Genomic DNA, 25,960 nt, shown 5'->3' with positions numbered 1-25,960 from the left:
GATCGCGTAGCCCTGTAGGAGCGGCCTTGTGCCGCGATGGGCTGCGCAGCAGCCCCATGGCCCTCAAACCTTTAACTCAACCTCCCCCAAATGCCCGCCAAAGGGCCCGAAACTGCGCTCGATCAGCCGCCTTCGTCCCTGATCATCCACGATCAGCACCGTACTTGCCCGGGTCCCGTAGTTCTGGCTGGCGATGAATACGCTCGACAGCAGTTTCTCGGTCGCCACCCCCACGCCTGTCTCGGGCAGGTCACCATCAGCTGCCGGCTCGTTATCGGCCAGCAAATCCAGCAACCGGCGCGGTTCTGGCGTTTCCAGCAGGCCCTCCAGCCCGCTACGTGCCTTCACCAGCTTCGGCCACGGCGTATCCAGCCCGGCGTTGGATAACCCGTACACCCCGGCGTCCAGCAGGCAGGGCGTAGCGTCACGGGCATGCAGATAACCCAGCTGCCGCGCATCACCCACCAGCAGGTTAAACCCCGAATACTGCCCGCTGCGGCTGGCCACCTGGTCCAGGTAAGCCTCGACCCCAAGCTTACCCTGCAGGTACGCTGCCACCAGTTCACCCCGCGAGCGCGGCCCCAGTGCCTGGTCCGGGTCGCGGATATTGGTCAGCGCCGCAAACCGCCCCTGCGGCCCCACGCCCAGCCATGTGCCACCGGCCTCCAGGTCGCGCCCGGCATGCACCCCAGGCGCATCGTCCCAGGCCGCCAAGGGTTGAGTGGGGCGGGCATAGAACTCGTCGCGGTTGGCCGCGACGATCAGCGGCAGGGCATGCCCCGGCCGCCAGGCAAATACAATCAGGCACATCGGTTTGGCCTCTGTGTTTTCTGCCACTGTACCCACAGCGGCGTGGCGGATCCATCCTGACACAGAGTTCACTAGAGCCCCGAGCCCGGCTTCCGTTACCATGCCGGATTGTTTTCCTGGGGAAGCCGAATGGAATTCGTGCTCTATCTGCTGTTGGGCGCCTGTGCCGGTGTGCTGGCCGGGCTGTTCGGCGTGGGCGGTGGCATCATCATCGTGCCGGTGCTGGTGTTCAGCTTCACCTTGCAGGGCTTCGACGCCTCGGTGCTGACCCACCTGGCGGTCGGCACATCGCTGGCAACCATCGTGTTCACTTCGATCAACGCCGTGCTTGAGCACCACCGCAAGGGCGCGGTGCAATGGCCGATCTTCGCCTGGATGACCCTGGGCATCCTGCTGGGGGCCGGTGTCGGTGCCAAGACCGCCTCGCTGATCCAGGGCCCGCTGCTGCAGAAGATCATCGGCGTGTTCGCCCTGGTCATCGCCGCGCAGATGGCCCTGGACCTCAAACCCAAGGCAAGCCGCGGCATCCCCGGCAAACCCGCCTTGATCGGGGCCGGTGGGGTGATTGGCTGGGCGTCGGCCATTTTCGGCATCGGCGGTGGTTCGCTGACTGTGCCGTTCCTGACCTGGCGCAGCCTGCCCATGCAGCAGGCGGTGGCCACGTCCTCGGCCTGTGGCCTGCCGATTGCTGTGGCCAGTGCCCTGAGCTTCATGCTGCTGGGTTGGCACGAGGAGCACCTGCCGGCCCACAGCCTGGGTTACGTCTACCTGCCGGCGATGGTCGGCATTGCCGTGACCAGCATGTTTTTCGCCCGCTTTGGCGCGCGTCTGGCGCACAAGCTGTCGCCCCGTTTGTTGAAACGCCTGTTCGCAGCGCTGCTGTTCTGTGTCGGCCTCAGCTTTTTGATTTGAATCGAGAGGAAGTTCCATGCTGCCTTACCCGCAGATAGACCCCGTGGCCCTGGCCATCGGGCCGCTGAAAATCCATTGGTACGGGCTGATGTACCTGATCGGCATCGGCGGCGCCTGGCTGCTGGCTTCGCGCCGGCTGCACCGCTTCGACCCCACCTGGAGCCGCGAGAAGCTGTCCGACCTGGTGTTCTGGCTGTCGATGGGGGTGATCGTCGGTGGCCGCCTGGGTTACGTGTTGTTCTACGACCTGCATGCCTACCTGGCCAACCCGACGCTGATCTTCGAGGTGTGGAAGGGCGGCATGTCGTTCCACGGCGGCTTCATCGGCGTGATGCTGGCGGCCTTGTGGTTCGGCAAGCGCAACAACAAGTCGTTCTTCGAGCTGATGGACTTCGTTGCCCCGCTGGTGCCGATCGGCCTGGGTGCCGGGCGTATCGGCAACTTTATCAACGCCGAGCTGTGGGGCAAGGCGACCGACGTGCCGTGGGCGATGGTGTTCCCGCCGTTCAGCGACCCTGCCCAGTTGCCCCGTCATCCGTCGCAGCTGTACCAGTTTGCCCTGGAAGGTGTGGCATTATTCGTGATTCTCTGGTTGTACTCGCGCAAACCGCGCCCGACCATGGCCGTTTCCGGCATGTTTGCGCTGTTCTACGGCATTTTCCGCTTTATCGTGGAGTTTGTGCGGGTGCCTGATGCCCAGCTTGGCTACATTGCCTTCGGCTGGTTGACCATGGGTCAGTTGCTTTGCTTGCCGATGATCGTCGGCGGCATCTTCTTGATCTGGTTGGCCTACAACCGCAAACCTACGGCAAAACCAGCCGTATGATTTTCACGGCAGGGGCGATCCCCCCTGCCGTTCTTGTTACAGGAAAGTCATGAAACAGTATCTAGATCTGGTCCGTGAAGTCATCGAGAACGGTACGTTGCAAGGCAACCGCACCGGCATCCGTACCATCAGCATGCCGGGCGCCATGCTGCGCTTCGACCTGCAGAAGGGCTTCCCGGCCATCACCACGCGCAAGCTGGCGTTCAAGTCGGCGATCGGCGAGATGGTCGGCTTCCTGCGGGGCGTGAAAAACGCCGGTGAATTCCGTGAGCTGGGCTGCAAGGTCTGGGACCAGAACGCCAACGAGAACGCCCAGTGGCTGGCCAACCCGTTCCGCCAGGGCCATGACGACCTGGGCGAGATCTACGGCGTGCAATGGCGCCAGTGGCCAGGCTACAAGCGCATCCCGCTTAGCAACCCGGCCGCTATCGAAATGGCCGAGAAGGCAGGCTTTCGCCGTATCGCCCAGGACGAAGAGGACGGCGTCGGCTTCGTCATTCTGTACAAGGCCATCGACCAGGTGCGCCAGTGCCTGGACACCATCGCCAACGACCCGGGCAGCCGCCGCATCCTGTTCCACGGCTGGAACTGCGCGCAGCTGGACGAAATGGCCCTGCCGCCGTGCCACCTGCTGTACCAGTTCCACCCGAATGTAGAGACCAAGGAAATTTCCCTGACCCTTTACATCCGCTCAAACGACCTGGGCCTGGGCACACCGTTCAACCTCACCGAAGGCGCGGCGCTGCTGTCGCTGTTCGGCCGCCTGACCGGTTACACCCCGCGCTGGTTCACCTACTTCATCGGCGATGCCCATGTGTACGAAAACCACCTGGACATGCTGAACGAGCAGCTCAAGCGCGAGCCGCTGGAAGCGCCGAAGCTGGTGATCAGCGACCGCGTGCCGGCGTTTGCCGAGACGGGCAAGTATGAGCCGGAGTGGCTGGAGAAGATCGAGCCGAGTGATTTCTGGCTGGAAGGCTATGAGCACCATGCGCCGATGACAGCGCCGATGGCGGTCTGATAGATCTCCATTGTTTGAACTGGCCTCTTCGCGGGTTCACCCGCGAAGCTTTTGGCTCAATGCCCGTGACTGCGCCCTACATGCGAATGCTCGGTGTCCGGCACCGATACCGCCCCGTTCGTCTCCAGTTGCTGCAAGATCGCGCATTCATTCCCCTGCACATTGCAGCGCCGCCGCAGCTCCACCAGCTGCTCTTGCAACGCCACCAAGCCATCGATCCGCGCCTGCACATGCTCGATATGTTCGTCGATCAGCGCATTGACGCTGCCGCACGAGTCGTCGGGGCTGTCGCGCAGGCGTAGCAGGCTGCGGATTTCTTCCAGGGTCATGTCCAGGGTGCGGCAGTTGCGGATGAAGGTCAGCCGTTCCACGTGGGCCTGGGTATACAGCCGGTAGTTGCCTTCTGTACGGGCAGGCTCGGGCAGCAGGTTTTCACGCTCGTAGTAGCGGATGGTTTCCACCGCGCAGTCGGTGGCTTTGGCCAGTTCTCCGATCTTCATCACGAAATCTCCAGCAAGTGGCTTGACCCTATAGTGGCTACAGGGTGTTCACTTGGCAACAGGCTCACTTTAAGGACGACCCCATGAACCAGCCTGTCAGCCACGAACACAAGCATCCGCACGATCACGCCCATGGCGATGACGACCATGGGCACGCCGCCCACGGCCACAGCTGCTGCGGGGCCAAAGCCGCGCCGGCGCTGGTGCAGCTGACTGAAACGGCCAGTGCCCAGGCACAGCTCAGCCGCTTCCGCATCGACGCCATGGACTGCCCGACCGAGCAGACCCTGATCCAGGACAAGCTGGGCAAGCTGGCCGGTATCGAGCAGCTGGAATTCAACCTGATCAACCGCGTACTTGGCGTACGCCACACGCTGGACGGCACTGGCGACATCGAGCGTGCCATCGACAGCCTGGGGATGAAGGCCGAGCCGCTGGGTGCCGAAGGCGACAGTACCGCCGCCGCGCCCCAACCGGCCAAGACCCGCTGGTGGCCGCTGGCATTGTCGGGTGTTGCCGCCATCGCCGCCGAAATCGTGCACTTTGCCGCGCTGGCGCCGGAATGGCTGGTGGCGGCATTGGCGCTGGCAGCCATTCTTGGTTGCGGCCTGGGCACCTACAAGAAGGGCTGGATTGCCCTGAAAAACCGCAACCTCAACATCAACGCGCTGATGAGCATCGCCGTGACCGGTGCTGTGCTGATCGGCCAGTGGCCGGAAGCGGCCATGGTGATGGTGCTGTTTACCGTTGCCGAGCTGATCGAAGCCCGCTCGCTGGACCGCGCACGCAATGCCATCAGCGGGCTGATGCAGCTGACCCCGGAAATGGCCACGGTGCAGCAGGCAGATGGCCAATGGCGCGAAGTGGAAGTGCGCGAAGTGGCCACCGGCGCGCTGGTGCGGGTGCGCCCCGGCGAGCGCATTGGCCTGGATGGCGAAGTGACCAGTGGGCAATCCAGCGTCGATCAGGCGCCGATCACCGGCGAAAGCTTGCCTGTGGAGAAGGCCGTAGGCGACAAACTGTTCGCCGGCACCATCAACCAGGCGGGTGCGCTGGAGTTTCGCGTTACCGCTGGCGCGGGGCAATCGACCCTGGCGCGGATCATCAAGGCCGTGGAGGAAGCGCAAGGCGCGCGGGCGCCTACCCAGCGCTTCGTCGACCAGTTTTCCCGTATCTATACCCCGGTGGTGTTTGCCATCGCCCTGGCCGTGGCGGTGATCCCGCCGCTGTTCATGGCCGCAAGCTGGTTCGACTGGGTGTACCGCGCTTTGGTGCTGCTGGTGGTCGCGTGCCCGTGCGCCCTGGTGATCTCGACCCCGGTGACCATCGTCAGCGGCCTGGCCGCTGCTGCGCGCAAAGGCATCCTGGTCAAGGGCGGGGTGTACCTGGAAGGCGGCCGCCACCTGGATTACCTGGCCCTGGACAAGACCGGCACCATCACCCACGGCAAGCCGGTACAGACCGACGCCAAAGTACTAGAGCCGGTGTTCGAAGGCCGTGCGCAAGCCTTGGCTGCCAGCTTGGGCGACCGTTCGGACCACCCGGTTTCCCGCGCCATTGCCCAGTTCGGCAAGGAGCAAGGCCTGGCCTTGAGCGAGGTCGATGACTTCGCTGCGCTGGCCGGGCGCGGCGTGCGTGGCACCATCGCTGGCGAGGTCTACCACCTGGGCAACCACCGCCTGGTAGAAGAACTGGGGCTGTGCTCACCCGAGCTGGAAGCCCAGCTGGATGCGCTGGAGCGCCAGGGCAAGACCGTGGTCCTGCTGCTTGACCGCAGTGGCCCGCTGGCCCTATTCGCTGTGGCCGATACGGTCAAGGACAGCAGCCGCCAGGCCATTGCCGAGCTGCATGAGCTGGGCATCAAGACTGTCATGCTGACCGGTGACAATCCGCATACCGCGCAGGCCATCGCCGCCGTGGTGGGTATCGACCGCGCCGAGGGCAACCTGCTGCCAGGCGACAAGCTGAAAACCATCGAAACCTTGTACGCACAGGGCCATCGTGTGGGCATGGTGGGTGACGGCATCAACGACGCCCCGGCCCTGGCCCGCGCCGAGATCGGTTTTGCCATGGCCGCCGCTGGTACCGACACCGCCATCGAAACGGCCGATGTGGCGCTGATGGACGACGACTTGCGGAAAATCCCGGCCTTCGTCAGGCTGTCGCGCCAAAGTGCGGCGATCCTCCTGCAGAACATCGTTCTGGCGTTGGGCGTCAAGGCGATATTCCTGGCGATTACCTTTGCCGGCATGGCCACCCTGTGGATGGCGGTGTTCGCCGACATGGGCGTTAGCCTGCTGGTGGTATTCAACGGCTTGCGCCTTTTGCGCAAATAGAGGACGTGCATGCTGAGTTCGGAGCTTAAAGCCTTTTACATGGTGGCCCGCCTGGGCAGCATCACCCTGGCGGCGAAGAAGCTCGGGCTCAGCCAGCCCACGGTGACCACGCAGATCCGCAACCTGGAAAGCCAGTACGCGGTGGAGCTTTTCTACCGCGGCGGGCGGCGGCTGGTGCTGAGCGAAGAGGGCGTGCGACTGCTGCCGATGGTCAAGGCGCTGTTGCAACAGGAGGCCGACATCGAGTTCGAGCTGCGCAACAGCGGCCAGGCCCAAGGCAGCTTGCGCATCGCCGCCACGGCGCCTTACTACATTCTCGACCTGGTGAAGATCTACCGCGAGCGCTTGCCGCAGGTGGATGTAGCGGTGGAGATCGGCAACTCGCAGCAGGTGCTGGAAATGCTCGAAGACTACCGGGTGGATATCGCCGCTTCGTCGCAGCTGCTGGAGGACGCCCGGCTGGTGCGGCGGGTGCTGGGCACCGATCCGCTGGTGGTGGCGGTACACCGCCACCACCCGTTGGCCCACCGCCAGACGGTGTCCATCGATGTGGTGGCCGGGCATTGCCTGTTGATGCGGGAGAAGGGCTCGACCACGCGCAAGCTGACCGAGCAGATGATGCAGGAGGCCGGGGTGACGGCCGGGGCCTTGCTGGAAATCGGCAGCCGCGAGTCGATCCGCGAGGCGGTGCTGCGCAACATCGGCATCAGCGTGATTGCCCGGCACGAGGTGCCGCACAACCCGGAGCTGCGGGTGCTGGCGCTGGAGAATGCGCCGGTGATGCATGAATACCTGTATTGCCTGAAGGAACGGCGCCAGGCCCGATTGCCGGCTGCCTTTCTTGGGGTGGCGCAGGAAGTGGCCGGCTCGCACTTCTGATTCAGGCGTACACAGCCGTTGTAGGAGCAGCCTTGTGCTGCGAAGAGGCCCTGACAGGCGCTGCAAATGCATGTGCTGTACCGGCCTCTTCGCAGCACAAGGCTGCTCCTACAAGTAGGGTGACGGCCTGTCAGGCCATTACCAAATTTGCCTATACGACTATCACCCGCTTTTGCCTTAACGCCACAGAACCTTCGCACAGCCTTCCTAGCATGGCCCCATCTCTTCGATGAGGCCCTGCCATGAACCACACCACCCCCGGCGCACAGATGAAAGTGCGCAACATCCACAAGCGCTTCGGTGCCTTCACGGCACTCAACGATGTCTCGCTGGACATCGCCGCCGGCGAACTGGTGTGCCTGCTCGGCCCGTCCGGCTGTGGCAAGACCACGCTGCTGCGCTGCATCGCCGGCCTGGAGCGCCAGGACCGCGGCACGCTGTATATCGGCGAGCGCGATATCTCCGAGCTGCCGCCCCAGGCCCGTGACTACGGCATCCTGTTCCAGTCCTACGCGCTGTTCCCCAACCTTACCGTCGAAGCCAACATCGCCTACGGCCTGACCGGCAGTGGCCGCGAGCCGGCCCGCCAGCGGGTGGCTGAAATGCTCGAACTGGTAGGCCTTTCTGGCAGCGAGAAGAAATACCCAGGCCAGCTCTCCGGTGGCCAGCAGCAACGTGTGGCCCTGGCCCGCGCGCTGGCCCCGTCGCCATCCCTGCTACTGCTCGACGAGCCGATGTCGGCGCTGGACGCCCGGGTCCGCGAGCACCTGTGCACCGAGCTGCGCCAGCTGCAACGCCAGCTGGGCATCACCACCCTGATGGTGACCCACAACCAGGACGAAGCCATGCTGATGGCCGACCGCATTGCGGTGATGAACAACGGCCAGGTCGAGCAGTACGCCACCCCGCAGGAAATCTACGACCAACCGGCCACGCCGTTCGTTGCCGAGTTCGTCGGCCAGGGCAACTGGCTGCCGTTCCAGCGCAGCGGCGACAGCCATGCCCAGGTTGGCGGCATGAACATGCGACTGGCCCCGGGTTCGGCCCAGGCCAGCAGCGGCCGGCTGTTCTGCCGCCCGGAGGCGATCACGGTCAACCCGGTGGTACACGAAGAAAACCTGTTCCCGGCCATGGTCCGCGAAATCACCTTCCTCGGTAACCGCTGCCGCATGAGTTTTGAACTCAAGGCTCTGCCAGGCCATGCCCTGCTGGCCGAGGTGGCCCCCGAGGCCATGCCGCGCCTGGGTTCGCAGGACATCTGGGTGGCATTGCCGCCGCAGAGCCTGCAGGTGTTTGCCTGAGATGGCCGCGCCAATGTCTCTGCCGCTGAGCCAGGCCAAAGCCGCGCCGCGTGCTGGCGTTGCCCTGGGCGATCGGTTGTTCGTCGTCGGCGGCAAGAGCCTGCTGCTGATCCTGTTGGTACTGGCCGTGCTGATGCCGCTGCTGGCGATCTTCTGGCGTGGCTTCAGCGCGGACGCGGGCCAGGGTGGCGGCTTGCTGGCAGCCCGGGAGCTGTTCGCCAGCGACAACTTCCACTGGTTGCTGGGCAACAGCCTGTCGGTGGCTTTCACCGTCGCGGCCATCGTGGTGCCGTTGGCCTACCTGTTTGCCTATGCCCTGCAACGTACGCTGATCCCGGCCAAGGGCCTGTGGCGGGGGATTTCGCTGCTGCCGCTGCTGGCGCCGTCGATGCTGCCGGCCATTGCCCTGGTCTACCTGTTCGGTAACCAGGGGCTGCTGCGCGGGTTGCTCAGCGACAACATTTACGGCTTCTGGGGCATCGTGCTGGGCGAGGCGATCTACACCTTCCCGCATGCGCTGATGATTCTGCTGTCGGCGCTGTCGCTGGCCGATGCCCGCCTGTTCGATGCCGCCTCCAGCATGGGCGCCGGCCCATTGCGGGCGTTTGCCAGCATCACCTGGCCGGCCACGCGTCAGGCGGTGTTCGCGGCGTTCTGCCTGGTGTTCACCCTGACCATCACCGACTTCGGTGTGCCGGTGGTGGTCGGTGGCGACTATCAGGTGCTGGCGTTGGAGGCCTACAAGGCGGTGGTCGGCCAGCAACAGTTCGGCCGGGGTGCGCTGATCGGTATGGTGCTGCTGTTGCCGGCCCTGTTCAGCTTCAGCGTCGACGCCTGGCTGCGCCGGCGCCAGGGCGAGGCCATGAGCGGCCGCGCCCAGGTGTTCGAGCCCAAGCCATCGCGTGGTCGCGATGCCTGCTTCCTGGCCATTGTGCTGCTGGTGTGCGCGGCGTTGTTGCTGGTGACCGGCATGGCGGTGTATTCGTCGCTGGTCACGTTCTGGCCGTACAACCTGTCATTGTCGCTGCGGCACTACATGTTCGAAGACACCGCCGGTGGCGGCTGGCTGGCCTACCGCAACAGCGTGAGCATGGCCATCGGCACCGCGCTGATCGGCAGCATGGTGATCTTCACCGGTGCCTACCTGATGGAGAAGACCCAGGGCCAGCGGCTGCTCAACCAGGTGCTGCGCCTGCTCAGCTTCATCCCCATGGCGGTGCCGGGCCTGGTGCTGGGCCTGGGTTACGTCTTCTTCTTCAACCTGAACGGCAACCCGCTGCATGTGCTGTACGGCAGCATGGGGCTGTTGGTGGTGTGCACCATCGCCCATTACCTGACCACTGCGCAGATGACCGCAACCACCGCGCTGCGCCAGCTTGATGGCGAGTTCGAGGCCGCCGCGCTGTCACTGAAGGCGCCGCTGTACAAGCACTTCCTGCGCGTGACCGTGCCGATCTGCCTGCCGGCGCTGCTGGACATCATCCGCTACCTGTTCGTTTCGGCCATGACCACGGTGTCGGCGGTGATCTTCCTGTACAGCCCCGACACCATCCTGGCGGCCGTTGCCGTGCTGAACATGGACGACGCCGGCAACGTTGGCGGTGCTGCTGCCATGTCCACCTTGATCCTGCTGACCAGTGCCAGCGCTTCACTGCTGCTGGCTGCAACCTCACGCGGCCTGCTGCGCCGCTCCCAAGCCTGGCGTCAACGCGCCGCGACCGTCTGACCTGTAAGGAACCTACCCATGTACAAGCACCTTGCACTTACCGCTGCCGTTTGCGCCGTGTTCAGCCTGCAGGCTTCAGCCGCCGGTACCCAGCTGACGGTCTACACCGCGCTGGAAGCCGAGCAGCTGAAGAGCTACAAACAGGCCTTCGAAAAAGCCAACCCGGACATCGAGATCAAGTGGGTTCGCGATTCCACCGGCATCATCACCGCCAAGCTGCTGGCCGAAAAAAACCGCCCGCAAGCCGACGCGGTGTGGGGCTTGGCGGCGTCCAGCCTGGCCATTCTCGACCAGAACGGCATGCTTGAAGCCTATGCACCCAAGGACCTGGGCAAGATTGCCGGCAACTACCGGGACGCCGCCAACCCACCGGCCTGGGTGGGTATGGATGTGTGGGCCGCGACCATCTGCTTCAATACCATCGAGGCCGAGAAGCAGGGCCTGAGCAAGCCGGTGAGCTGGCAGGACCTGACCAAGCCTGAGTACAAGGGCAAGATCGTCATGCCGAACCCGGCCTCGTCGGGTACCGGCTTTCTCGATGTGAGCGCCTGGCTGCAGACCTTTGGTGAGCCGCAAGGCTGGGCCTACATGGACGCGCTGCACCAGAACATCGGCCAGTACGTTCATTCTGGCTCAAAGCCGTGCAAGCTGGCGGCTGCGGGCGAATTCCCGATCGGTATCTCGTTCGAGTACCCGGCCGTGCAGCTCAAGCGCCAGGGCGCGCCGCTGGACATCGTGCTGCCCAAGGAAGGCCTGGGCTGGGAGATCGAGGCGACTGCGGTGATCAAGGGCTCGCCCAAGGCGGAGGCGGCCAAGCGCCTGGCTGATTTCTCGGCCAGCCCGGCTGCCATGGAGCTGTATAAGGAAAACTTCGCCGTGCTGGCCGCGCCGGGTATTGCCAAGCCACAGACCGAGCTGCCGGCGGACTATGAGCAGCGCCTGATCAAGAACGACTTTGCCTGGGCATCGAAGAACCGTGACCAGATTCTGGCCGAGTGGCGCAAGCGCTACGACGGCAAGTCGGAGAAGGTGGCCCAGCAGTAACCTGTACCGGCCTCTTCGCAGCACAAGGCTGCTCCTACAGGTATCGCGTCCGCCTGTCTGGAGCAGCCTTGTGCTGCGAAGAGGCCAGGCCTGCTGACTCAAAATTGTGAAACCAGTGCCTCCAGCTGTTCCTGCCGCTCAGCCTGATTCAGCTTCGCCCCTGGGTTGAGCGTCGACCATTGCGGATGCGCCCGCGCCTTCACCAGTGCCTCTGGCAACTTGCCCTCGCGCCAGGCCTTCTCATCCAGCTCACCCAGCCTGATGCTGTCTTGCGCCGCATGCCCGCGGTTATCCAGCGCCACCATCAACTGCTGCTGACGCAACGCCAGCAGGCGCAATACCGTGTCGTCCACGGTCAGCTCGCGCTTGCCCTTGAGCTTGCCCATCAAGCGTGAGCCATAGTTACGCGCCGTCTGCAACGCACCGCCGGCAATCGCGCCGGCCAGCGCTGCCGCGCCGAGGGTAAGCCCGCCGACCAGCAGATCGACCCCGGCCCCGGCTGCAGCGCCGGCCGCCACGCCGCTGCCCAGGCGCACGCCCAGCAGCTTCAGGGTTTCAGGATTGAACAGGTCATCGCCCCAGCGGCCATCCAGCAACGGCAGGTCGCTGGCATGGGCATCCTCGCGGCGGAAGGCATACAGCTTGAGCAGGGCTTCGACGCAACGCTGTTCACGTTGGCGTATGTCCTGGCGCAGCGCCTCTATGGCCTTGGCTTCCGCCGCTGGCTCGGCCTCGACGCTACGCCGGCAGGCGGCGCAGTCCAGCAGCAACTCGGCAATCAGCCGTTTGCCACTGTGCTGGCGGGCCAGGCGCTGTGCCTGCTGGTCGTCGATCAGCCGCTGCAGGGCCGGGCGGGCGTCCTCCAGCAGCAGGGCCAGGCTTTCATACAAGCGGCGCTCGCCATCCTCGGGCGGGGCCACGCTGTCGAACCGCACCAACGCGTGAAGCCCAAGCCGGGCAAGGGCTTCACGCCATTGCGGCTCGCGGTGCTGGTGGCTGGCGACGAAGTTGAGCACCGGCAGCAACGGCTTGCCGCAGCTGGCCAGCACTTCCAGTTCATCGCGGTACTTGGCCAGCACCGGCTCGCGCGCATCGATTACATACAGGCCGGCATCGCTGGCCAGCAACTGGCGCAGCACCTTGGCTTCCTGCTCGAAACGCTGGCGCGCTTCGCTGCCTTGCAGAAAGCGCTCCAGGCGGGCCGGGCCGTCCAGGCGCTCGCCCGGGCGTTCCAGCCGCTCGAGGTAGTCGAGCAGGGCAATAGCGTCCTCCAGGCCCGGGGTGTCGTACAGCTCCAGCAAGGCTTCGCCGTCCACCGACAAGCGCGCACCTTCTACATGGCGGGTGGTGCTGGGGCGGTGGGACACTTCGCCAAAGCCGACGTCACGGGTCAGCGTGCGCAGCAGCGAGGTCTTGCCAACGTTGGTGTGGCCGACCACGGCCAGTTTCAGTGGCTCAGTCATGGCCATGCTCCAGCCAGGTCAGCGGTGAGGTGTCGGCATGCTGCAGGCCAAGGCGGTCAAGGGCTTCGTGCCAATCGCCGAGGCGCTGGGCATCGACGGCCTGGCCCGGTGCAGCCTGCAGCAGCCAGATACGGGTTGCGCCGGCATTGCGCGCCAGTTCGGCGAGCAACGCCAGGCTGCCGCGGTCGGGCGAGCGCCGGGGGTCGCAGGCGATGGCCAGGCGTGCCGGGGGGAAACGGCTGAGTTGTTCGAGCAGCCTGTTGCGCGATTCGCGGCTGTCGAGCACGCCGGCATCGATCACGCTTTCCGGCAGGGCGGGCGGCCAGGGGCGCTGGTCGTCCAGTTCCAGGCCCACCAGCAGGGCACCGCTGCTGCCGCTTTCCAGCTGGCCGGCGGCAAACTGTGGCAGGGCCTCGGGCGCGGCATCCTGCACGCCGATGCGTTCGCTGCGCGGCATCAGTGCATCACGCAGTTGCGCGTAGCCGGGCAGGCTCAAGTCCAGTGCCAGGCGCTCGCGGCCCTGGCGCCAGCGCCACAGGCACAATGCAGCCAGTACCATGCGTGGTAACAGGCCATACACCAGCACCACCCCCAGCAACCAGCTGGCCCAGGCCTGTCGGGCTTGCTCCAGGGCCGGCAAGGTGTCGCCGCTGGCGCGGATCATGGCTTGGTCGGGCACGGCAAAGCCCAGCAGCGAAGGCAGGGCGCCCAGGGCTTGGGTCAGGTGGATGAACGGGTCGGCGGCAAGCAGCGTGGTTTCCCAGACAAAGCCATAGCGCCGGGTCGCCAGCAAGGCCAGCAGCATGCCCAGGGCGGTGAGCATGGCCAGCAGCCACAGGCCATGCACCAGCAGGCCGAGCAGCCAGCGGTTCAGGCGTTGGCGTTGCAGCAGCACCAGCAGCGCAGGTGCCAGGTGTGCGGCCTTGGCATCGCGGGCAAAGCGTTCACTCAGCCATAGCCACAAGCGGCCCAGCCCTGCGCCATGCTCGCCGCTTACGGCAAAACCGATGGCCCAGCCCAGCAGCGTCAGCAGGTTCAGCCCGAGCAGGCTGCCCAGGGCCCAGAACACGTTCACCGGCCGCTGCCCGTCGCCCAGGGCGGCCAGGGCCAAGCCCGCGCCGCTGAGCACGGCCATCAGCAGCAAGGCCAGCAGCGCCAGGCGCGCGCCTTGCTTCCAGTGGCGCAGGGCGGTGCTCATGCCATCGCGTTCGGCCAGGAACAGTGCACGGGTTTCGATGCGGGCCGCCAGGTCGCCGCCCAACTGGCGGGCGCGACGGTTGGCTTCCTGGTCTTCCAGGGGGCCGGCGTGTTCCTCGCGCAGGCGTACCGCTTCGGTGAGCCAGCGCTTGTCCAGTGGAGTCGGTTCAGTCACATGGTCTTCCATTGCACAGGTCAGGGCAGAAGCATAACCCACACGCCCGGTGCTATCCTCGCTGGCATGAATACATCACTCCCCCTCAGCCTGATCGCGGCTTATGCCGAGAACCGCGTGATCGGCATCGACAATTCCATGCCCTGGCATTTGCCCGGGGATTTCAAGTACTTCAAGGCCACCACCCTGGGCAAGCCGATCATCATGGGGCGCAAGACCTGGGATTCGCTGGGGCGGCCGCTGCCGGGGCGGTTGAATATCGTCGTCAGCCGCCAGCCGGGGCTTGAACTGGCGGGTGCCGAGGTGTTTGCGTCGCTTGAAGATGCGCTGGTGCGGGCCGAGCAGTGGGCGCGCGAGCAGGGCGTTGAAGAGCTGATGCTGATTGGCGGGGCGCAGCTGTATGGCCAGGCGCTGGAGAAGGGGCTGGTCAGCCGCATGTACCTGACGCGGGTGGAGCTGTCACCGCAGGGGGATGCCTGGTTCCCCGAGTTTGACCAGGCGGTTTGGAAACTGGCGTCCAGCGAGGCGCAGGCGGAAGAGGGTAAGCCTGCGTATCACTTCGAGGTTTGGGAGCAGATTTGAGAAAGCCGGGGCTGCTTTGCAGCCCTTTCCGACCGGGCCGGCGCCCCGGTAAGGCCGCTCTTGCGGTGGGGCGGTGCTCAGGTGAGCAACTTGATGATCAATGCGGTAACCGTCGCCACCGTCGTGACAAAACCTACCGCGATGGCAACCGGATACCAGAATGTTTCGCGGGTCATTTTGACCGCCTCGGCATTCAGCTTGCGCGTCTCGGCCATCAGTTTGTCGACTTCGACGCGAATCTTGGCTACCTCGATGCGGATTTTTTCGGCTTCGGCCTGGGTCATGTCGTACTGGTGCATGTTGGCTCTTTTCCCTCGGCGTATGCGCTACGCCCGGCTAGCAGTATAGCGACGCCTGCAGCGACCAGTTGCTGGCTTCCCTTGCCATTGCGTTACTGGATATTGGGGCGCACTGCGCCCCGGCAAACAGTCAGGTATGGCTCAGATCGGCATGCTCATCGCCCGCCAGCACATCCTTGTCAGTCTCTTTCAGCAACTGGCTGGTCACCACGCCCGCCGTCATCGAACCGTTCACGTTAAGCGCCGTACGCCCCATGTCGATCAGCGGCTCCACCGAAATCAGCAACGCCACCAGCTCCACCGGCAAGCCCATGGCCGGCAGCACAATCAGTGCGGCAAAGGTGGCACCGCCACCCACGCCGGCAACCCCTGCCGAACTCAAGGTGACGATGGCCACCAAGGTCGCGATCCACAGCGGTTCGAAGGTATCGATGCCCACCGCCGGTGCCACCATCACCGCCAGCATGGCGGGGTAGAGGCCGGCGCAGCCGTTCTGGCCAATGGTGGTGCCGAACGATGCGCTGAAGCTGGCAATCGACTGTGGCACACCCAGGCGGCGGGTTTGCGCTTCGATGTTCAGCGGAATGCTGGCGGCGCTGGAGCGGCTGGTGAAGGCGAAGGTCAGCACCGGCCACACCTTGCGGAAGAAGCGCAGCGGGCTCACACCCGTCGCCGCCAGGATGAGGGCGTGCACCACGAACATCAACCCCAGGCCCAGGTACGACACCACCACGAAGCTGCCCAGCTTGAGGATGTCTTCCATGTTCGAGCTGGCAACCACCTTGGTCATCAACGCCAGCACGCCATACGGGGTCAGTTTCATTACCACCCGCACCAGGCGCATCACCCAGGCTTGCAGGGTGTCGATGGCCGACAGGGCGCGCTCGCCTTTCTCGGCATCGTCCTTGATCAGCTGCAGCGCGGCCAGGCCGACGAACACGGCGAAGATCACCACGCTGATGATCGACGTCGGCTTGGCCCGCGCCAGGTCACCCACCGGGTTGCTGGGGATGAACGACAGCAGCAGCTGCGGGATATTGAGGTCGGCGACCTTGCCGGCGTAGTCGCTGTGGATAACCTGCATGCGGGCGCTTTCCTGCACACCGGCCACCAGGCCTTCTGCACTCAGGCCGAACAGGTTGGTCAGCACGATGCCGATCAGCGCGGCAATGGCGGTGGTCAGCAGCAGGGTGCCGATGCTCAGCACGCTGATGCGGCCCAGCGACGAGGCATTGTGCAGGCGCGCCACGGCACTGAGGATCGAGGCGAAGATCAGCGGCATGACAATCATCTGCAACAAGCCGACATAGCCGTTGCCGACCAGGTCAAGCCAGGCGATGGTGGCCTTGAGCACGGGGTGGCCAGCGCCGTAGATCGTGTGCAGGGCCAGGCCGAAGACTACGCCCAGCACCAGGCCCAGCAGTACCTTCTTGGCCAGGCTCCAGTCGGTGCGGCGGGTTTGTGCCAGGCCCAGCAACAGGGCCAGGAACGCCAGCAGGTTAAGTGACAGCGGCAGGTTCATTGAAGCTCCAGCAGAAAAAAGCAGAAGTGGCATCGCCTCTGTGAGCGATTGCGAACGGAAATGCTAACAGCCTGAAAACAAACGAATTTATACCCAAATGGAATTTGCATAGTCGTTTATGGAATAACGAGGTGTCGCAGATTGCAATGAACGCGGCGTTTGCGGCTGCATGGAGGTCGTTATCGAAGGTTGGCAGTGGGGATTGTTGCACTAGCGTTTCTGGGTCATTTCAGGAGATTCGTACATGAAAGACGCTGTGAAAGCCGCCGCCATCGGCCTGTCCCTGCTGTTCAGTATCGAAACCTTCGCCACCGAGCTCAAGCATTGGCCCGCCGAGGCGGCCAGGCAGCTCGACAGCATGATCGCTGCCAATGCCAACAAGGGTAACTACGCGGTGTTCGACATGGACAACACCAGCTACCGCTATGACCTGGAAGAAGCCCTGCTGCCGTTCATGGAAAACAAGGGCCTGCTGAGCCGCGACAAGCTTGACCCGTCGCTGAAGCTGATGCCGTTCAAGGACACTGCCGAGCACAAGGAAAGCCTGTTCAGCTACTACTACCGGTTGTGCGAAGTCGACGACATGGTCTGCTACCCGTGGGTGGCCCAGGTGTTCTCGGGTTTTACCCTGAAGGAGTTGAAGGTGCAGGTGGATGAGCTGATGGCTTCTACCAAGCCGATCCCCAGTACTTATTACGAAGGCGACCAGGTCAAGGCCATCGAGGTACAGCCGCCCAAGGTCTTCAAGGGCCAAGCCGAGCTCTACAACAAGTTGATGGAGAATGGCATCGAGGTGTACGTGATTTCGGCGGCCTCCGAAGAGCTGGTGCGCATGGTCGCCTCGGACCCCAGGTACGGCTACAACGTGAAACCGCAGAACGTGATCGGCGTGAGCCTGCTGCTAAAGGACCGCAGCAATGGGCAACTGACCACGGCACGCAAGCAAATCAGTGCTGGCCACTATGATGCCAAAGCCAACGAAGGGCTGGAGCTGACACCGTACCTGTGGACCCCCGCTACCTGGATGGCGGGCAAGCAGGCGGCCATCCTGACCTACATCGATGAATGGAAGAAACCGGTGCTGGTGGGCGGCGACACGCCGACCAGCGATGGCTACATGCAGTTCCACGGGGTGGATGTGGGCAAAGGTGGCATCCACCTGTGGATAAACCGCAAGGCCAAGTACATGGACCAGCTCAACGGCATGATTACCAGGAATGCGGCGGCGCAGGCCAAGGAAGGGTTGCCGGTGACGGCGGACAAGAACTGGGTGATCGTGACGCCGGAGCAAATCCAGTAGTTGTTGCGTTGTCTGTTCCGGCCTCTTCGCGGGTTCACCCGCGAAGAGGCCGGAACAGGCATAAAAAACCGGCACCCAGGGCGCCGGTTCTTCTTTCACGCTAGAAAAGCCTCAGAGCCCTTCCAGCATCGCCTTGTTGCGCACCGCACCTTTGTCGGCACTGGTCGCCAGCAGGGCGTAGGCCTTCAGCGCGGTGGTCACTTTGCGTGGGCGTACTTCAGCGGGTTTCCAGCCCTTCTTGTCCTGCTCGATGCGGCGCTCGGCCAGTTCTTCGTCGCTGACCAGCAGGTTGATCGAACGGTTAGGGATGTCGATCAATACCTTGTCGCCGTCGCGCACCAGGCCGATGGCGCCGCCGGCAGCCGCTTCCGGCGAGGCGTGGCCGATCGACAGGCCCGAGGTACCGCCCGAGAAGCGGCCGTCGGTGAGCAGGGCGCAAGCCTTGCCCAGGCCTTTGGACTTCAGGTACGAGGTCGGGTACAGCATTTCCTGCATGCCCGGGCCGCCTTTCGGGCCTTCGTAGCGGATGATCACGATGTCGCCGGCCTTCACTTCGTCGGCGAGGATGCCGCGCACGGCGCTGTCCTGGCTCTCGAAGATCTTGGCATTGCCTTCGAACACGTGGATCGATTCGTCGACACCGGCGGTTTTCACCACGCAACCGTCGAGGGCGATGTTGCCGTACAGCACGGCCAGGCCGCCTTCTTGCGAGTAGGCGTGCTCGAAGCTACGGATGCAGCCGTTTTCGCGGTCGTCGTCGAGGGTTTCCCAACGGGTCGACTGGCTGAACGCAGTCTGGGTCGGGATACCGGCAGGGCCGGCCTTGAAGAAGGTGTGCACGGCTTCGTCATCGGTCTGGGTGATATCCCATTTGGCGATGGCTTCTTCCATGCTGGCGCTGTGCACGGTCGGCAGGTCGGTGTGCAGCAGGCCGCCACGGGCCAGCGAACCGAGGATGCTGAAGATGCCGCCGGCGCGGTGCACGTCTTCCATGTGGTACTTCTGGATGTTCGGCGCCACTTTGCACAGCTGCGGCACTTTGCGCGACAGGCGGTCGATGTCACGCAGGTCGAACGCGACTTCGCCTTCCTGGGCTGCGGCCAGCAGGTGCAGGATGGTGTTGGTCGAGCCGCCCATGGCGATGTCGAGCATCATGGCGTTTTCGAACGCCTTGAAGTTGGCAATGTTGCGCGGCAGTACCGACTGATCGTTGTCGCCGTAGTAGCGCTTGCACAGCTCGACGATGGTGCGGCCGGCGGTGAGGAACAGCTGCTCGCGGTCGGCGTGGGTGGCCAGGGTCGAGCCGTTGCCCGGCAGGGCCAGGCCCAGGGCCTCGGTCAGGCAGTTCATCGAGTTGGCGGTGAACATGCCAGAGCACGAACCGCAGGTCGGGCAGGCGCTGCGCTCGTATTCGGCGACTTTTTCGTCGGAAGCCGTGGAATCGGCGGCGATGACCATGGCGTCGACCAGGTCCAGGCCGTGGCTGGCCAGCTTGGTCTTGCCGGCTTCCATCGGGCCGCCGGAAACGAAGATCACCGGGATGTTCAGGCGCAGGGCGGCCATCAGCATGCCGGGGGTGATCTTGTCGCAGTTGGAGATGCACACGATGGCGTCGGCGCAGTGGGCGTTGACCATGTATTCCACGGCGTCGGCGATGATCTCGCGGCTTGGCAGCGAGTACAGCATGCCGTCGTGGCCCATGGCGATGCCGTCATCGACCGCGATGGTGTTGAATTCCTTGGCCACGCCACCGGCGCGCTCGATCTCGCGGGCAACCAGCTGGCCCAGGTCCTTCAGGTGCACGTGGCCCGGGACGAACTGGGTGAACGAGTTGGCGATGGCAATGATCGGTTTCTTGAAATCTTCGTCCTTCATCCCGGTTGCGCGCCACAGGGCACGGGCGCCGGCCATGTTGCGGCCATGGGTGGAAGTCTTGGAACGATAATCAGGCATGAAACACTCCTGGCGGCTTAATCAGGTCACATAAAGGGGAGTGAGCTTCTCTTGTCCTTTGTGCCGCAGGCCTGTTGCCACTGGCACGGATGGGGCCGAAGACACCACGGGATCGCCGCGTGCTTGGCCAGAGCTCATAAACCCGCCGGGGATGACTGGCGATGAATAGGCCGATTCTACACCGCTGGCGCGGTGAGGGAATGCAGATGTGGATGGTTGGCGGGGAGATTGCAGCAGGAAAGGGCCGCCAGGCGGCCCTTTGCAGCAGATTTCAGCTGTTTGGCAGCAAGCGGCAGGTGATGCTCTTGATGTAGCGGGTCTCGGCGATGGCTGGGTGTACCGGGTGGTCTGGGCCCTGGCCGCCGCGCTCGAGCAGCTGCATGTTGCGGTCCAGGTGGCGGGCGCTGGTCAGCAGGATGTTGTTCAGGTCGTCCTCGGGCAGGTGCATCGAGCACGAGGCGCTGACCAGGATGCCATCCTTGTTCAGCATGCGCATGGCCTGTTCGTTCAGGCGGCGGTAGGCCGCTTCGCCGTTTTTCAGGTCTTTCTTGCGCTTGATGAAGGCGGGTGGGTCGGCAATGATCACGTCGAAGCGTTCTTCTGCAGCCTTGAGCTCGCGCAGGGCTTCGAACACGTCGCCTTCGATGCAGGTCAGCTTCTCGCCGATGCCGTTCAGGGCAGCGTTACGCTCCACGCCATCCAGGGCAAAGCCCGAGGCATCGACGCAGAATACTTCGCTGGCGCCGAACGCGCCGGCCTGCACGCCCCAGCCACCGATGTAGCTGAACAGGTCGAGTACACGCTTGCCCTTCACGTACGGCGCCAGGCGCGCGCGGTTCATGCGGTGGTCGTAGAACCAGCCGGTCTTCTGGCCTTCACGCACTGGGGCTTCGAACTTGACGCCGTTCTCTTCCAGCGCCACCCAGTCCGGCACTTCGCCGTAGACGGTCTCGACATAGCGCTGCAGGCCTTCGGCGTCACGCGCGGCGGAGTCGTTCTTGAACAGGATGCCGCTGGGCTTGAGCACCTGCACCAAGGCAGCGATCACGTCGTCCTTGTGCGCTTCCATGGTGGCCGAGGCCAGCTGCACCACGAGGATGTCGAAGAAGCGGTCGACCACCAGGCCCGGCAGCAGGTCGGAATCGCCGTAGACCAGGCGATAGCACGGCTTGTCGAACAGGCGCTCGCGCAGCGACAGGGCGACGTTCAGGCGGTGTACCAGCAGCGACTTGTCCAGCGGCAGCTTGATGTCCCGCGACAGCAGGCGGGCGCAGATCAGGTTGTTCGGGCTGAGTGCGACGATGCCCAGCGGCTTGCCGTTGGCTGCCTCGAGAACGGCCTGCTGGCCGGCCTGGAAGCCTTGCAGCGGGGTCGCGGTGACGTCGACTTCGTTGCTGTAGACCCACAGGTGGCCGGCGCGCAGGCGGCGGTCGGCATTGGCTTTGAGGCGAAGGCTGGGCAGGGACATGACGTCGCTCCGGGAAAAAAGAGCGGGAGTATAACGTGTCTGCGGTGCTTTCGCCTTTAGAGGTGCAGCGCCTGGGAGATCGAGCGCCGCCCGCGCGGCGCTTCGCAGCGCAAGGCTGCTCCTACATCTGTTTCGGGCCAGTCACGCCTGTGCCAATGCACGCGATCGCTTTGTTTGTCCGACGCGATATTGAGGTGAACGGCAAAGGCCCGCGCGCCTTGCTGCAGGAATAACTGGCCCGAAACAGATGTAGGAGCAGCCTTGTGCTGCGAAGCGCCGCGTGGGCGGCGCTCGATTTCCCAGCCGCTGCACCTGTCACGGCGAGCGCTTAGAGGGTTAAAATCGCCGGTCCTAAACGAGTGTGCACGTATGTCCCAAGAACTCAGCGCCGAACAGATCCAGCAAGCCTTGCAAGGCATCACCATTCCGCCGCAACCGCAGATCATGGTCGACCTGCAGTTCGAGCAGTACATGCCTGACCCGGACCTGGAAACCATCGCCAAGCTGATTTCCCAGGACCCGGGCCTCTCGGGCGCCTTGCTCAAGCTGGTCAACTCCCCGCACTTCGGCCTGTCCAACAAGATCGGCTCGATCCAGCGCGCGGTAAATTTGCTGGGCAGCCGTTCGATCATCAACCTGATCAACGCCCAGTCGATCAAGGGCGAGATGAGCGACGAGACCATCGTCACCCTCAACCGTTTCTGGGATACCGCCCAGGACGTGGCGAACACCTGTCTGATGCTGGCCAAGCGCACCGGGATCCAGGCCGCGGACGAGGCTTACACCCTGGGCCTGTTCCATGACTGTGGGGTGCCGCTGATGCTCAAGCGCTTCCCGGACTACATGGATGTGCTGGTGCAGGCCTATGCCCAGGCCGATGAAGAAACGCGCGTGGTCGACACCGAAAACCGCGTGTTCAACACCAACCATTCGGTGGTCGGCTATTTCACCGCCAAGTCCTGGCGCCTGCCCGAGCACCTCACGGCAGCCATCGCCAACCACCACAACGCCCTGGCCGTGTTCCGGGACGAGAGCGCGCGCAATACCCAGAGCCAGCTGAAAAACCTGCTGGCGGTGCTGAAGATGGCCGAGCACATCTGCGCGTCCTACCGGGTGCTGGGCAGCCAGGCGGTGGACCACGAATGGAACGTGGTCGGCCCGCTGGTGCTCGATTACATTGGCTTGTCGGAATACGATTTCGAAAACCTCAAGCAGAACATTCGCGAGCTGAGCGGGCACTGACACATGCCGGAATTGCCAGAAGTAGAAACCACCCGGCGCGGTATTGCGCCCCACCTCGAAGGCCAGCGCGTCAGCCGCGTGGTGGTGCGCGACCGGCGCTTGCGCTGGCCGATCCCGGAGGACCTGGATGTGCGCCTGTCGGGGCAGCGCATTGTCAGTGTCGAGCGGCGCGCCAAGTACCTGTTGATCAATGCCGAGGTCGGTACGCTGATCAGCCACCTGGGCATGTCGGGCAACTTGCGGCTGGTCGAGCTGGGTTTGCCGGCGGCCAGGCATGAACATGTCGACATCGAGCTGGAGTCGGGGCTGATGCTGCGCTACACCGACCCGCGCCGCTTTGGTGCCATGCTGTGGAGCCTGGACCCGCTGAACCACGAGCTGCTGCTGCGCCTCGGGCCTGAGCCGCTGACGGACCTGTTTGACGGTGAGCGCCTGTTCCAGCTGTCCCGCGGGCGGTCGATGGCGGTCAAACCGTTCATCATGGACAACGCGGTGGTGGTGGGGGTGGGCAACATCTACGCTACCGAAGCGCTGTTTGCCGCAGGCATCGACCCTCGGCGCGAGGCGGGCGGGATTTCACGAGCGCGCTACCTGAAGCTGGCAATCGAGATCAAGCGGGTGCTGGCGGCGGCGATCGAGCGCGGTGGTACCACCCTGCGCGACTTCATCGGTGGCGATGGGCAGCCGGGGTACTTCCAGCAGGAATTGTTCGTCTACGGGCGAGGCGGGCAGCCGTGCAAGGTGTGCGGCACGGAGTTACGCGAGGTGAAGCTGGGGCAAAGGGCGAGCGTGTATTGCCCGCGCTGTCAGCGCTGACCTGAAGCTGGCGCGATCACTGTGGGAGCGGGCAAGCCCGCGAAGCAGGCGACGCGATGGATGGCACCGGCTGCGCCGGTGTTCGCGGGCATGCCCGCTCCCACAGTGACCAGTGATCAGGCCTTGCCGGTAATCCGGCGGTACTTGGCCATCAGCTGTTCTTCGCTTTCCGGGTGCGCTTCATCCAGCGGGATGCAGTCGACCGGGCAGACCTGTTGGCACTGCGGCTCGTCGTAGTGGCCCACGCACTGGGTGCACAGGTTAGGGTCGATCACGTAGATCTCTTCGCCTTGGGAGATGGCCTCGTTCGGGCACTCGGGTTCGCAGACGTCGCAGTTGATGCAATCGTCGGTGATGATCAGGGACATGGGGACTCCGGCCGGGGCTCATGGCCCGGGCATGTTCAACGCAGTGGGCACAATTGTGCCGCATTCGCGCCCGCAGTGCACGCGGGCGCGATAATCAGGCGATCAGGCTTACTTCTTGAAGCGTTCAGTCAGCGCTTCGGCCACCACCGGGTGGACGAATTTGCTGATATCGCCGCCCAGTGCAGCGATTTCCCGGACCAAAGTCGAGGAAATGAACGAATAACGTTCCGAAGGGGTCAGGAACAGGCTCTCGACATCGGGGGCCAGTTGCCGGTTCATGTTCGCCAGCTGGAACTCGTACTCGAAGTCGGACACCGCACGCAGGCCACGCAGGAAGACGTTGGCGCCCTGTTCCTTGGCGAAATGCGCCAACAGGGAGGAGAAGCCGATGACTTCGACATTCGGCAGGTGCTTGGTGACCTCACGGGCTAGCGCCACCCGCTGCTCCAGGGGGAACAGGGGGTTTTTCTTCGGGCTGGCCGCCACCGCGATGATCACGTGGTCGAACAAGCGCGAGGCGCGCTCGACCAGGTCTCCATGGCCTTTGGTAATGGGGTCGAAAGTACCCGGGTACAACACTCGGTTCATCGCGTCATCCTGGCTGGAGTGCGTTGGGGAGTCGGATGGTAGCGCAGCGATTGCGCCCGGCCAAGTCATGCGGCCAGCTGATGGCACTATAGACAGGCGCCGTATTCGTTGTCATGCGCTGTGTGCCACGGGGCGGTGCACGGGCAGCTGCTTAGCGGATGAACAGCTTGTAGACCAGGCGCTGCAAGGCTTTGCCATAAGGCGGGTAGATCAGCCGTGCGGCGTTGAAACGTTGCTTGGCAAGTACGGCCTTGGCCTTGCTGAAGGTCAGGAAACCGTCGTGGCCATGGTAGTGGCCCATGCCCGAAGGGCCGATGCCGCCGAAGGGCAGGTCGTCCTGGGCCACATGCAGCAGGGTGTCGTTCAGACATACCCCGCCGGAGTGGGTGTGGCGCAGCACATGCTCTTGGCCGGCCCGGTCATAACCGAAGTAGTACAGCGCCAGCGGGCGCGGGCGCTGGTTGATGTAGGCCAGCGCCTGGTCGAGGCTGTCGTAGGGCACCAGCGGCAGCAGCGGGCCGAAGATTTCGTCCTGCATTACCTGCATGCTGTCGTTCACGTCCAGCAGCAGGTGGGGTGGCAGGCGCCGGCCCTGGCGGGTTTCACCAGGGTACAGGTCAAGCACCTGCGCACCTTTGTCGCGGGCATCGTCCAGCAGGTGCTGCAAGCGCTGCAGCTGGCGGGGGTTGATGATGGCGGTGTAGTCGGGGTTGTCGGCAATGCGTGGGTACAGGCGGCGCACGGCGCGCTGGTAGGCGTCGCTGAAGGCCGCCAGCCGTTCGCGCGGCACCAGCACATAGTCGGGGGCTACGCAGGTTTGCCCGGCGTTGAGGGTTTTGCCGAAGGCGATGCGCTCGGCGGCGCTGTCCAGTGGCACGTCGGCCGACACGATGGCCGGTGACTTGCCGCCCAGCTCCAGGGTAACCGGGGTCAGGTTCTGCGCCGCCGCCAGCATGACTTGCCGGCCCACGCTGGTGGCACCGGTGAACAGCAGGTGGTCGAAGGGCAAGTGGGCGAAGGCCTGGCCCACCGCTACCTCACCCAGCACCACGCTGACCAGATCGGAGGGAAACACCTGCTCCAAGAGTTGTTTCAAGGCCTGGGCGCTGGCGGGCGTGGCTTCGCTGAGCTTGAGCATGACCCGGTTGCCTGCGGCCAGGGCGCAGGTCAGCGGGCCGATGGCGAGAAACAGCGGGTAGTTCCACGGCACGATGATGCCCACCACCCCCAGCGGCTGATAACGTACCTGCGCGCTGGCCGGCTGGAAGGCCAGACCGACCCGTCGCCGGCCGGCGCGCATCCAGCGATGCAGGTGCCTTTCGGCGTGGCGCAGGCCCTGTACCGAGGGCAGCAGCTCGGCCAGCAGGGTCTCGTCGGCGCTGCGCCCGGAAAAATCCTCGCTGATGGCCTCGATCAGCCCAGCCTGGTTGGCCAGCAAGGCTTCGCGCAGGGTTCTCAGCCATTGCAGTCGCTGGGCCGCCGGCGGCAGGGGGTTGCCGGCGAAGGCCTGGCGCTGGGCAGCGAACATCGCCGCAAGGTCGAGGTCTGATTGCACAGGGGTCACGGCACTGGGCGCGTTCATGGCAGCGTTTGATCCGGGCAGGAAATGTCTAGAGCCTATACTCTAATCGG

23 protein-coding genes are annotated in these 25,960 nt (G+C 64.3%); 12 read left to right on the top strand and 11 right to left on the bottom strand.

Annotation, left to right across the window (positions count from 1 at the left end; translation table 11 throughout):
- Positions 1-63: 63 nt before the first annotated feature.
- Entirely contained in the window at positions 64-810 is a 747-nt protein-coding gene (locus MRBLPB4O_RS26360; RefSeq protein ID WP_341797043.1) for an NRDE family protein, read from the bottom strand.
- Positions 811-939: 129 nt separating this feature from the next.
- Here MRBLPB4O_RS26360 and MRBLPB4O_RS26355 point away from each other — a divergent pair, with 129 nt between their 5' ends.
- Genes MRBLPB4O_RS26355 through MRBLPB4O_RS26345 form a run of 3 tightly spaced genes read left to right on the top strand, consistent with a single transcriptional unit; the run spans position 940 to position 3,569 of the window.
- Positions 940-1,722 (top strand): sulfite exporter TauE/SafE family protein, encoded by a 783-nt coding sequence (locus MRBLPB4O_RS26355; protein ID WP_016502104.1) that lies wholly within the window; start codon positions 940-942, stop codon positions 1,720-1,722.
- Between the two features lie 16 nt (positions 1,723-1,738).
- Positions 1,739-2,548 (top strand): prolipoprotein diacylglyceryl transferase, encoded by an 810-nt coding sequence (lgt, locus tag MRBLPB4O_RS26350; protein ID WP_341797042.1) that lies wholly within the window; start codon positions 1,739-1,741, stop codon positions 2,546-2,548.
- Between the two features lie 49 nt (positions 2,549-2,597).
- Positions 2,598-3,569 carry a thymidylate synthase gene (locus tag MRBLPB4O_RS26345; RefSeq protein ID WP_341797041.1) on the top strand — a complete coding sequence of 324 codons (972 nt, stop codon included), beginning with the start codon at positions 2,598-2,600 and terminating at the stop codon, positions 3,567-3,569.
- Between the two features lie 56 nt (positions 3,570-3,625).
- Here the strand turns inward: MRBLPB4O_RS26345 and cadR are convergent, their stop codons facing one another.
- Complete coding sequence (gene cadR / locus MRBLPB4O_RS26340) at positions 3,626-4,069, bottom strand: cadmium resistance transcriptional regulator CadR (protein WP_341797040.1); 444 nt, start codon at positions 4,067-4,069, stop codon at positions 3,626-3,628.
- 83 nt (positions 4,070-4,152) lie between these two features.
- On the opposite strand from cadR, the gene MRBLPB4O_RS26335 reads away from it, so the two are divergent.
- From MRBLPB4O_RS26335 to MRBLPB4O_RS26315, 5 genes are all read left to right on the top strand, one after another.
- Positions 4,153-6,405, top strand: a complete 2,253-nt coding sequence (locus MRBLPB4O_RS26335; RefSeq protein ID WP_341797039.1) for a heavy metal translocating P-type ATPase — start codon at positions 4,153-4,155, stop codon at positions 6,403-6,405.
- Positions 6,406-6,414: 9 nt separating this feature from the next.
- A complete protein-coding gene (locus MRBLPB4O_RS26330) occupies positions 6,415-7,284 on the top strand; it encodes a LysR family transcriptional regulator (RefSeq protein ID WP_341797038.1) in 870 nt (289 codons plus the stop codon).
- A gap of 242 nt (positions 7,285-7,526) precedes the next feature.
- Entirely contained in the window at positions 7,527-8,585 is a 1,059-nt protein-coding gene (locus tag MRBLPB4O_RS26325) for a putative 2-aminoethylphosphonate ABC transporter ATP-binding protein (RefSeq protein ID WP_341797037.1), read from the top strand.
- 1 nt (position 8,586) lies between these two features.
- Complete coding sequence (locus MRBLPB4O_RS26320) at positions 8,587-10,311, top strand: putative 2-aminoethylphosphonate ABC transporter permease subunit (protein ID WP_341797036.1); 1,725 nt, start codon at positions 8,587-8,589, stop codon at positions 10,309-10,311.
- An 18-nt stretch (positions 10,312-10,329) separates the two neighbouring features.
- Positions 10,330-11,355, top strand: a complete 1,026-nt coding sequence (locus tag MRBLPB4O_RS26315) for a putative 2-aminoethylphosphonate ABC transporter substrate-binding protein (RefSeq protein ID WP_341797035.1) — start codon at positions 10,330-10,332, stop codon at positions 11,353-11,355.
- A 98-nt stretch (positions 11,356-11,453) separates the two neighbouring features.
- Here MRBLPB4O_RS26315 and MRBLPB4O_RS26310 read toward each other — a convergent pair whose 3' ends face one another.
- Together MRBLPB4O_RS26310 and MRBLPB4O_RS26305 are read right to left on the bottom strand one after the other, a co-directional pair.
- On the bottom strand, positions 11,454-12,818 hold the full coding sequence (locus MRBLPB4O_RS26310; RefSeq protein ID WP_341797034.1) for a GTPase/DUF3482 domain-containing protein: 1,365 nt from the start codon (positions 12,816-12,818) through the stop codon (positions 11,454-11,456).
- Positions 12,811-14,202 (bottom strand): DUF2868 domain-containing protein, encoded by a 1,392-nt coding sequence (locus MRBLPB4O_RS26305; RefSeq protein WP_341797033.1) that lies wholly within the window; start codon positions 14,200-14,202, stop codon positions 12,811-12,813. The genes MRBLPB4O_RS26310 and MRBLPB4O_RS26305 overlap by 8 nt, the downstream gene beginning before the upstream one ends.
- A 54-nt stretch (positions 14,203-14,256) precedes the next feature.
- On the opposite strand from MRBLPB4O_RS26305, the gene MRBLPB4O_RS26300 reads away from it, so the two are divergent.
- The gene (locus MRBLPB4O_RS26300; protein ID WP_341797032.1) at positions 14,257-14,772 is read left to right on the top strand and encodes a dihydrofolate reductase; all 516 of its coding nucleotides are present in this window, start codon (positions 14,257-14,259) and stop codon (positions 14,770-14,772) included.
- Positions 14,773-14,849: 77 nt separating this feature from the next.
- Here the strand turns inward: MRBLPB4O_RS26300 and MRBLPB4O_RS26295 are convergent, their stop codons facing one another.
- Together MRBLPB4O_RS26295 and MRBLPB4O_RS26290 are read right to left on the bottom strand one after the other, a co-directional pair.
- A complete protein-coding gene (locus MRBLPB4O_RS26295) occupies positions 14,850-15,056 on the bottom strand; it encodes a hypothetical protein (protein ID WP_025340991.1) in 207 nt (68 codons plus the stop codon).
- A 145-nt stretch (positions 15,057-15,201) separates the two neighbouring features.
- Entirely contained in the window at positions 15,202-16,593 is a 1,392-nt protein-coding gene (locus MRBLPB4O_RS26290) for an L-cystine transporter (RefSeq protein ID WP_341797031.1), read from the bottom strand.
- 244 nt (positions 16,594-16,837) lie between these two features.
- On the opposite strand from MRBLPB4O_RS26290, the gene MRBLPB4O_RS26285 reads away from it, so the two are divergent.
- Complete coding sequence (locus tag MRBLPB4O_RS26285) at positions 16,838-17,893, top strand: haloacid dehalogenase-like hydrolase (RefSeq protein WP_341797030.1); 1,056 nt, start codon at positions 16,838-16,840, stop codon at positions 17,891-17,893.
- 111 nt (positions 17,894-18,004) lie between these two features.
- Here the strand turns inward: MRBLPB4O_RS26285 and ilvD are convergent, their stop codons facing one another.
- Together ilvD and MRBLPB4O_RS26275 are read right to left on the bottom strand one after the other, a co-directional pair.
- A complete protein-coding gene (ilvD, locus tag MRBLPB4O_RS26280) occupies positions 18,005-19,846 on the bottom strand; it encodes a dihydroxy-acid dehydratase (RefSeq protein WP_016502088.1) in 1,842 nt (613 codons plus the stop codon).
- Positions 19,847-20,117: 271 nt separating this feature from the next.
- Positions 20,118-21,314 (bottom strand): class I SAM-dependent rRNA methyltransferase, encoded by a 1,197-nt coding sequence (locus MRBLPB4O_RS26275; RefSeq protein ID WP_234226492.1) that lies wholly within the window; start codon positions 21,312-21,314, stop codon positions 20,118-20,120.
- Positions 21,315-21,737: 423 nt separating this feature from the next.
- Between MRBLPB4O_RS26275 and MRBLPB4O_RS26270 the strand changes: the two genes are divergently transcribed.
- Positions 21,738-22,556, top strand: coding sequence for an HDOD domain-containing protein (locus MRBLPB4O_RS26270; RefSeq protein WP_341798936.1), 819 nt, complete (start codon positions 21,738-21,740; stop codon positions 22,554-22,556).
- A 3-nt stretch (positions 22,557-22,559) separates the two neighbouring features.
- Positions 22,560-23,372, top strand: coding sequence for a bifunctional DNA-formamidopyrimidine glycosylase/DNA-(apurinic or apyrimidinic site) lyase (gene mutM, locus MRBLPB4O_RS26265; RefSeq protein ID WP_049276511.1), 813 nt, complete (start codon positions 22,560-22,562; stop codon positions 23,370-23,372).
- A 116-nt stretch (positions 23,373-23,488) separates the two neighbouring features.
- Here mutM and MRBLPB4O_RS26260 read toward each other — a convergent pair whose 3' ends face one another.
- The 3 genes from MRBLPB4O_RS26260 to MRBLPB4O_RS26250 form a co-directional block, all read right to left on the bottom strand.
- Entirely contained in the window at positions 23,489-23,740 is a 252-nt protein-coding gene (locus MRBLPB4O_RS26260; RefSeq protein WP_019473229.1) for a YfhL family 4Fe-4S dicluster ferredoxin, read from the bottom strand.
- 108 nt (positions 23,741-23,848) lie between these two features.
- Positions 23,849-24,328, bottom strand: coding sequence for a pantetheine-phosphate adenylyltransferase (gene coaD, locus MRBLPB4O_RS26255; RefSeq protein ID WP_016489662.1), 480 nt, complete (start codon positions 24,326-24,328; stop codon positions 23,849-23,851).
- 151 nt (positions 24,329-24,479) lie between these two features.
- Positions 24,480-25,910, bottom strand: coding sequence for a coniferyl aldehyde dehydrogenase (locus MRBLPB4O_RS26250; RefSeq protein ID WP_341797029.1), 1,431 nt, complete (start codon positions 25,908-25,910; stop codon positions 24,480-24,482).
- Positions 25,911-25,960: the final 50 nt, after the last annotated feature.

Source organism: Pseudomonas sp. LPB4.O (assembly GCF_038383825.1).
GTDB classification, from domain to species: domain Bacteria; phylum Pseudomonadota; class Gammaproteobacteria; order Pseudomonadales; family Pseudomonadaceae; genus Aquipseudomonas; species Aquipseudomonas putida.
The sequence above is the reverse complement of the archived record's forward strand: the minus strand, read 5'-3'. Positions and strand labels throughout refer to the sequence as shown.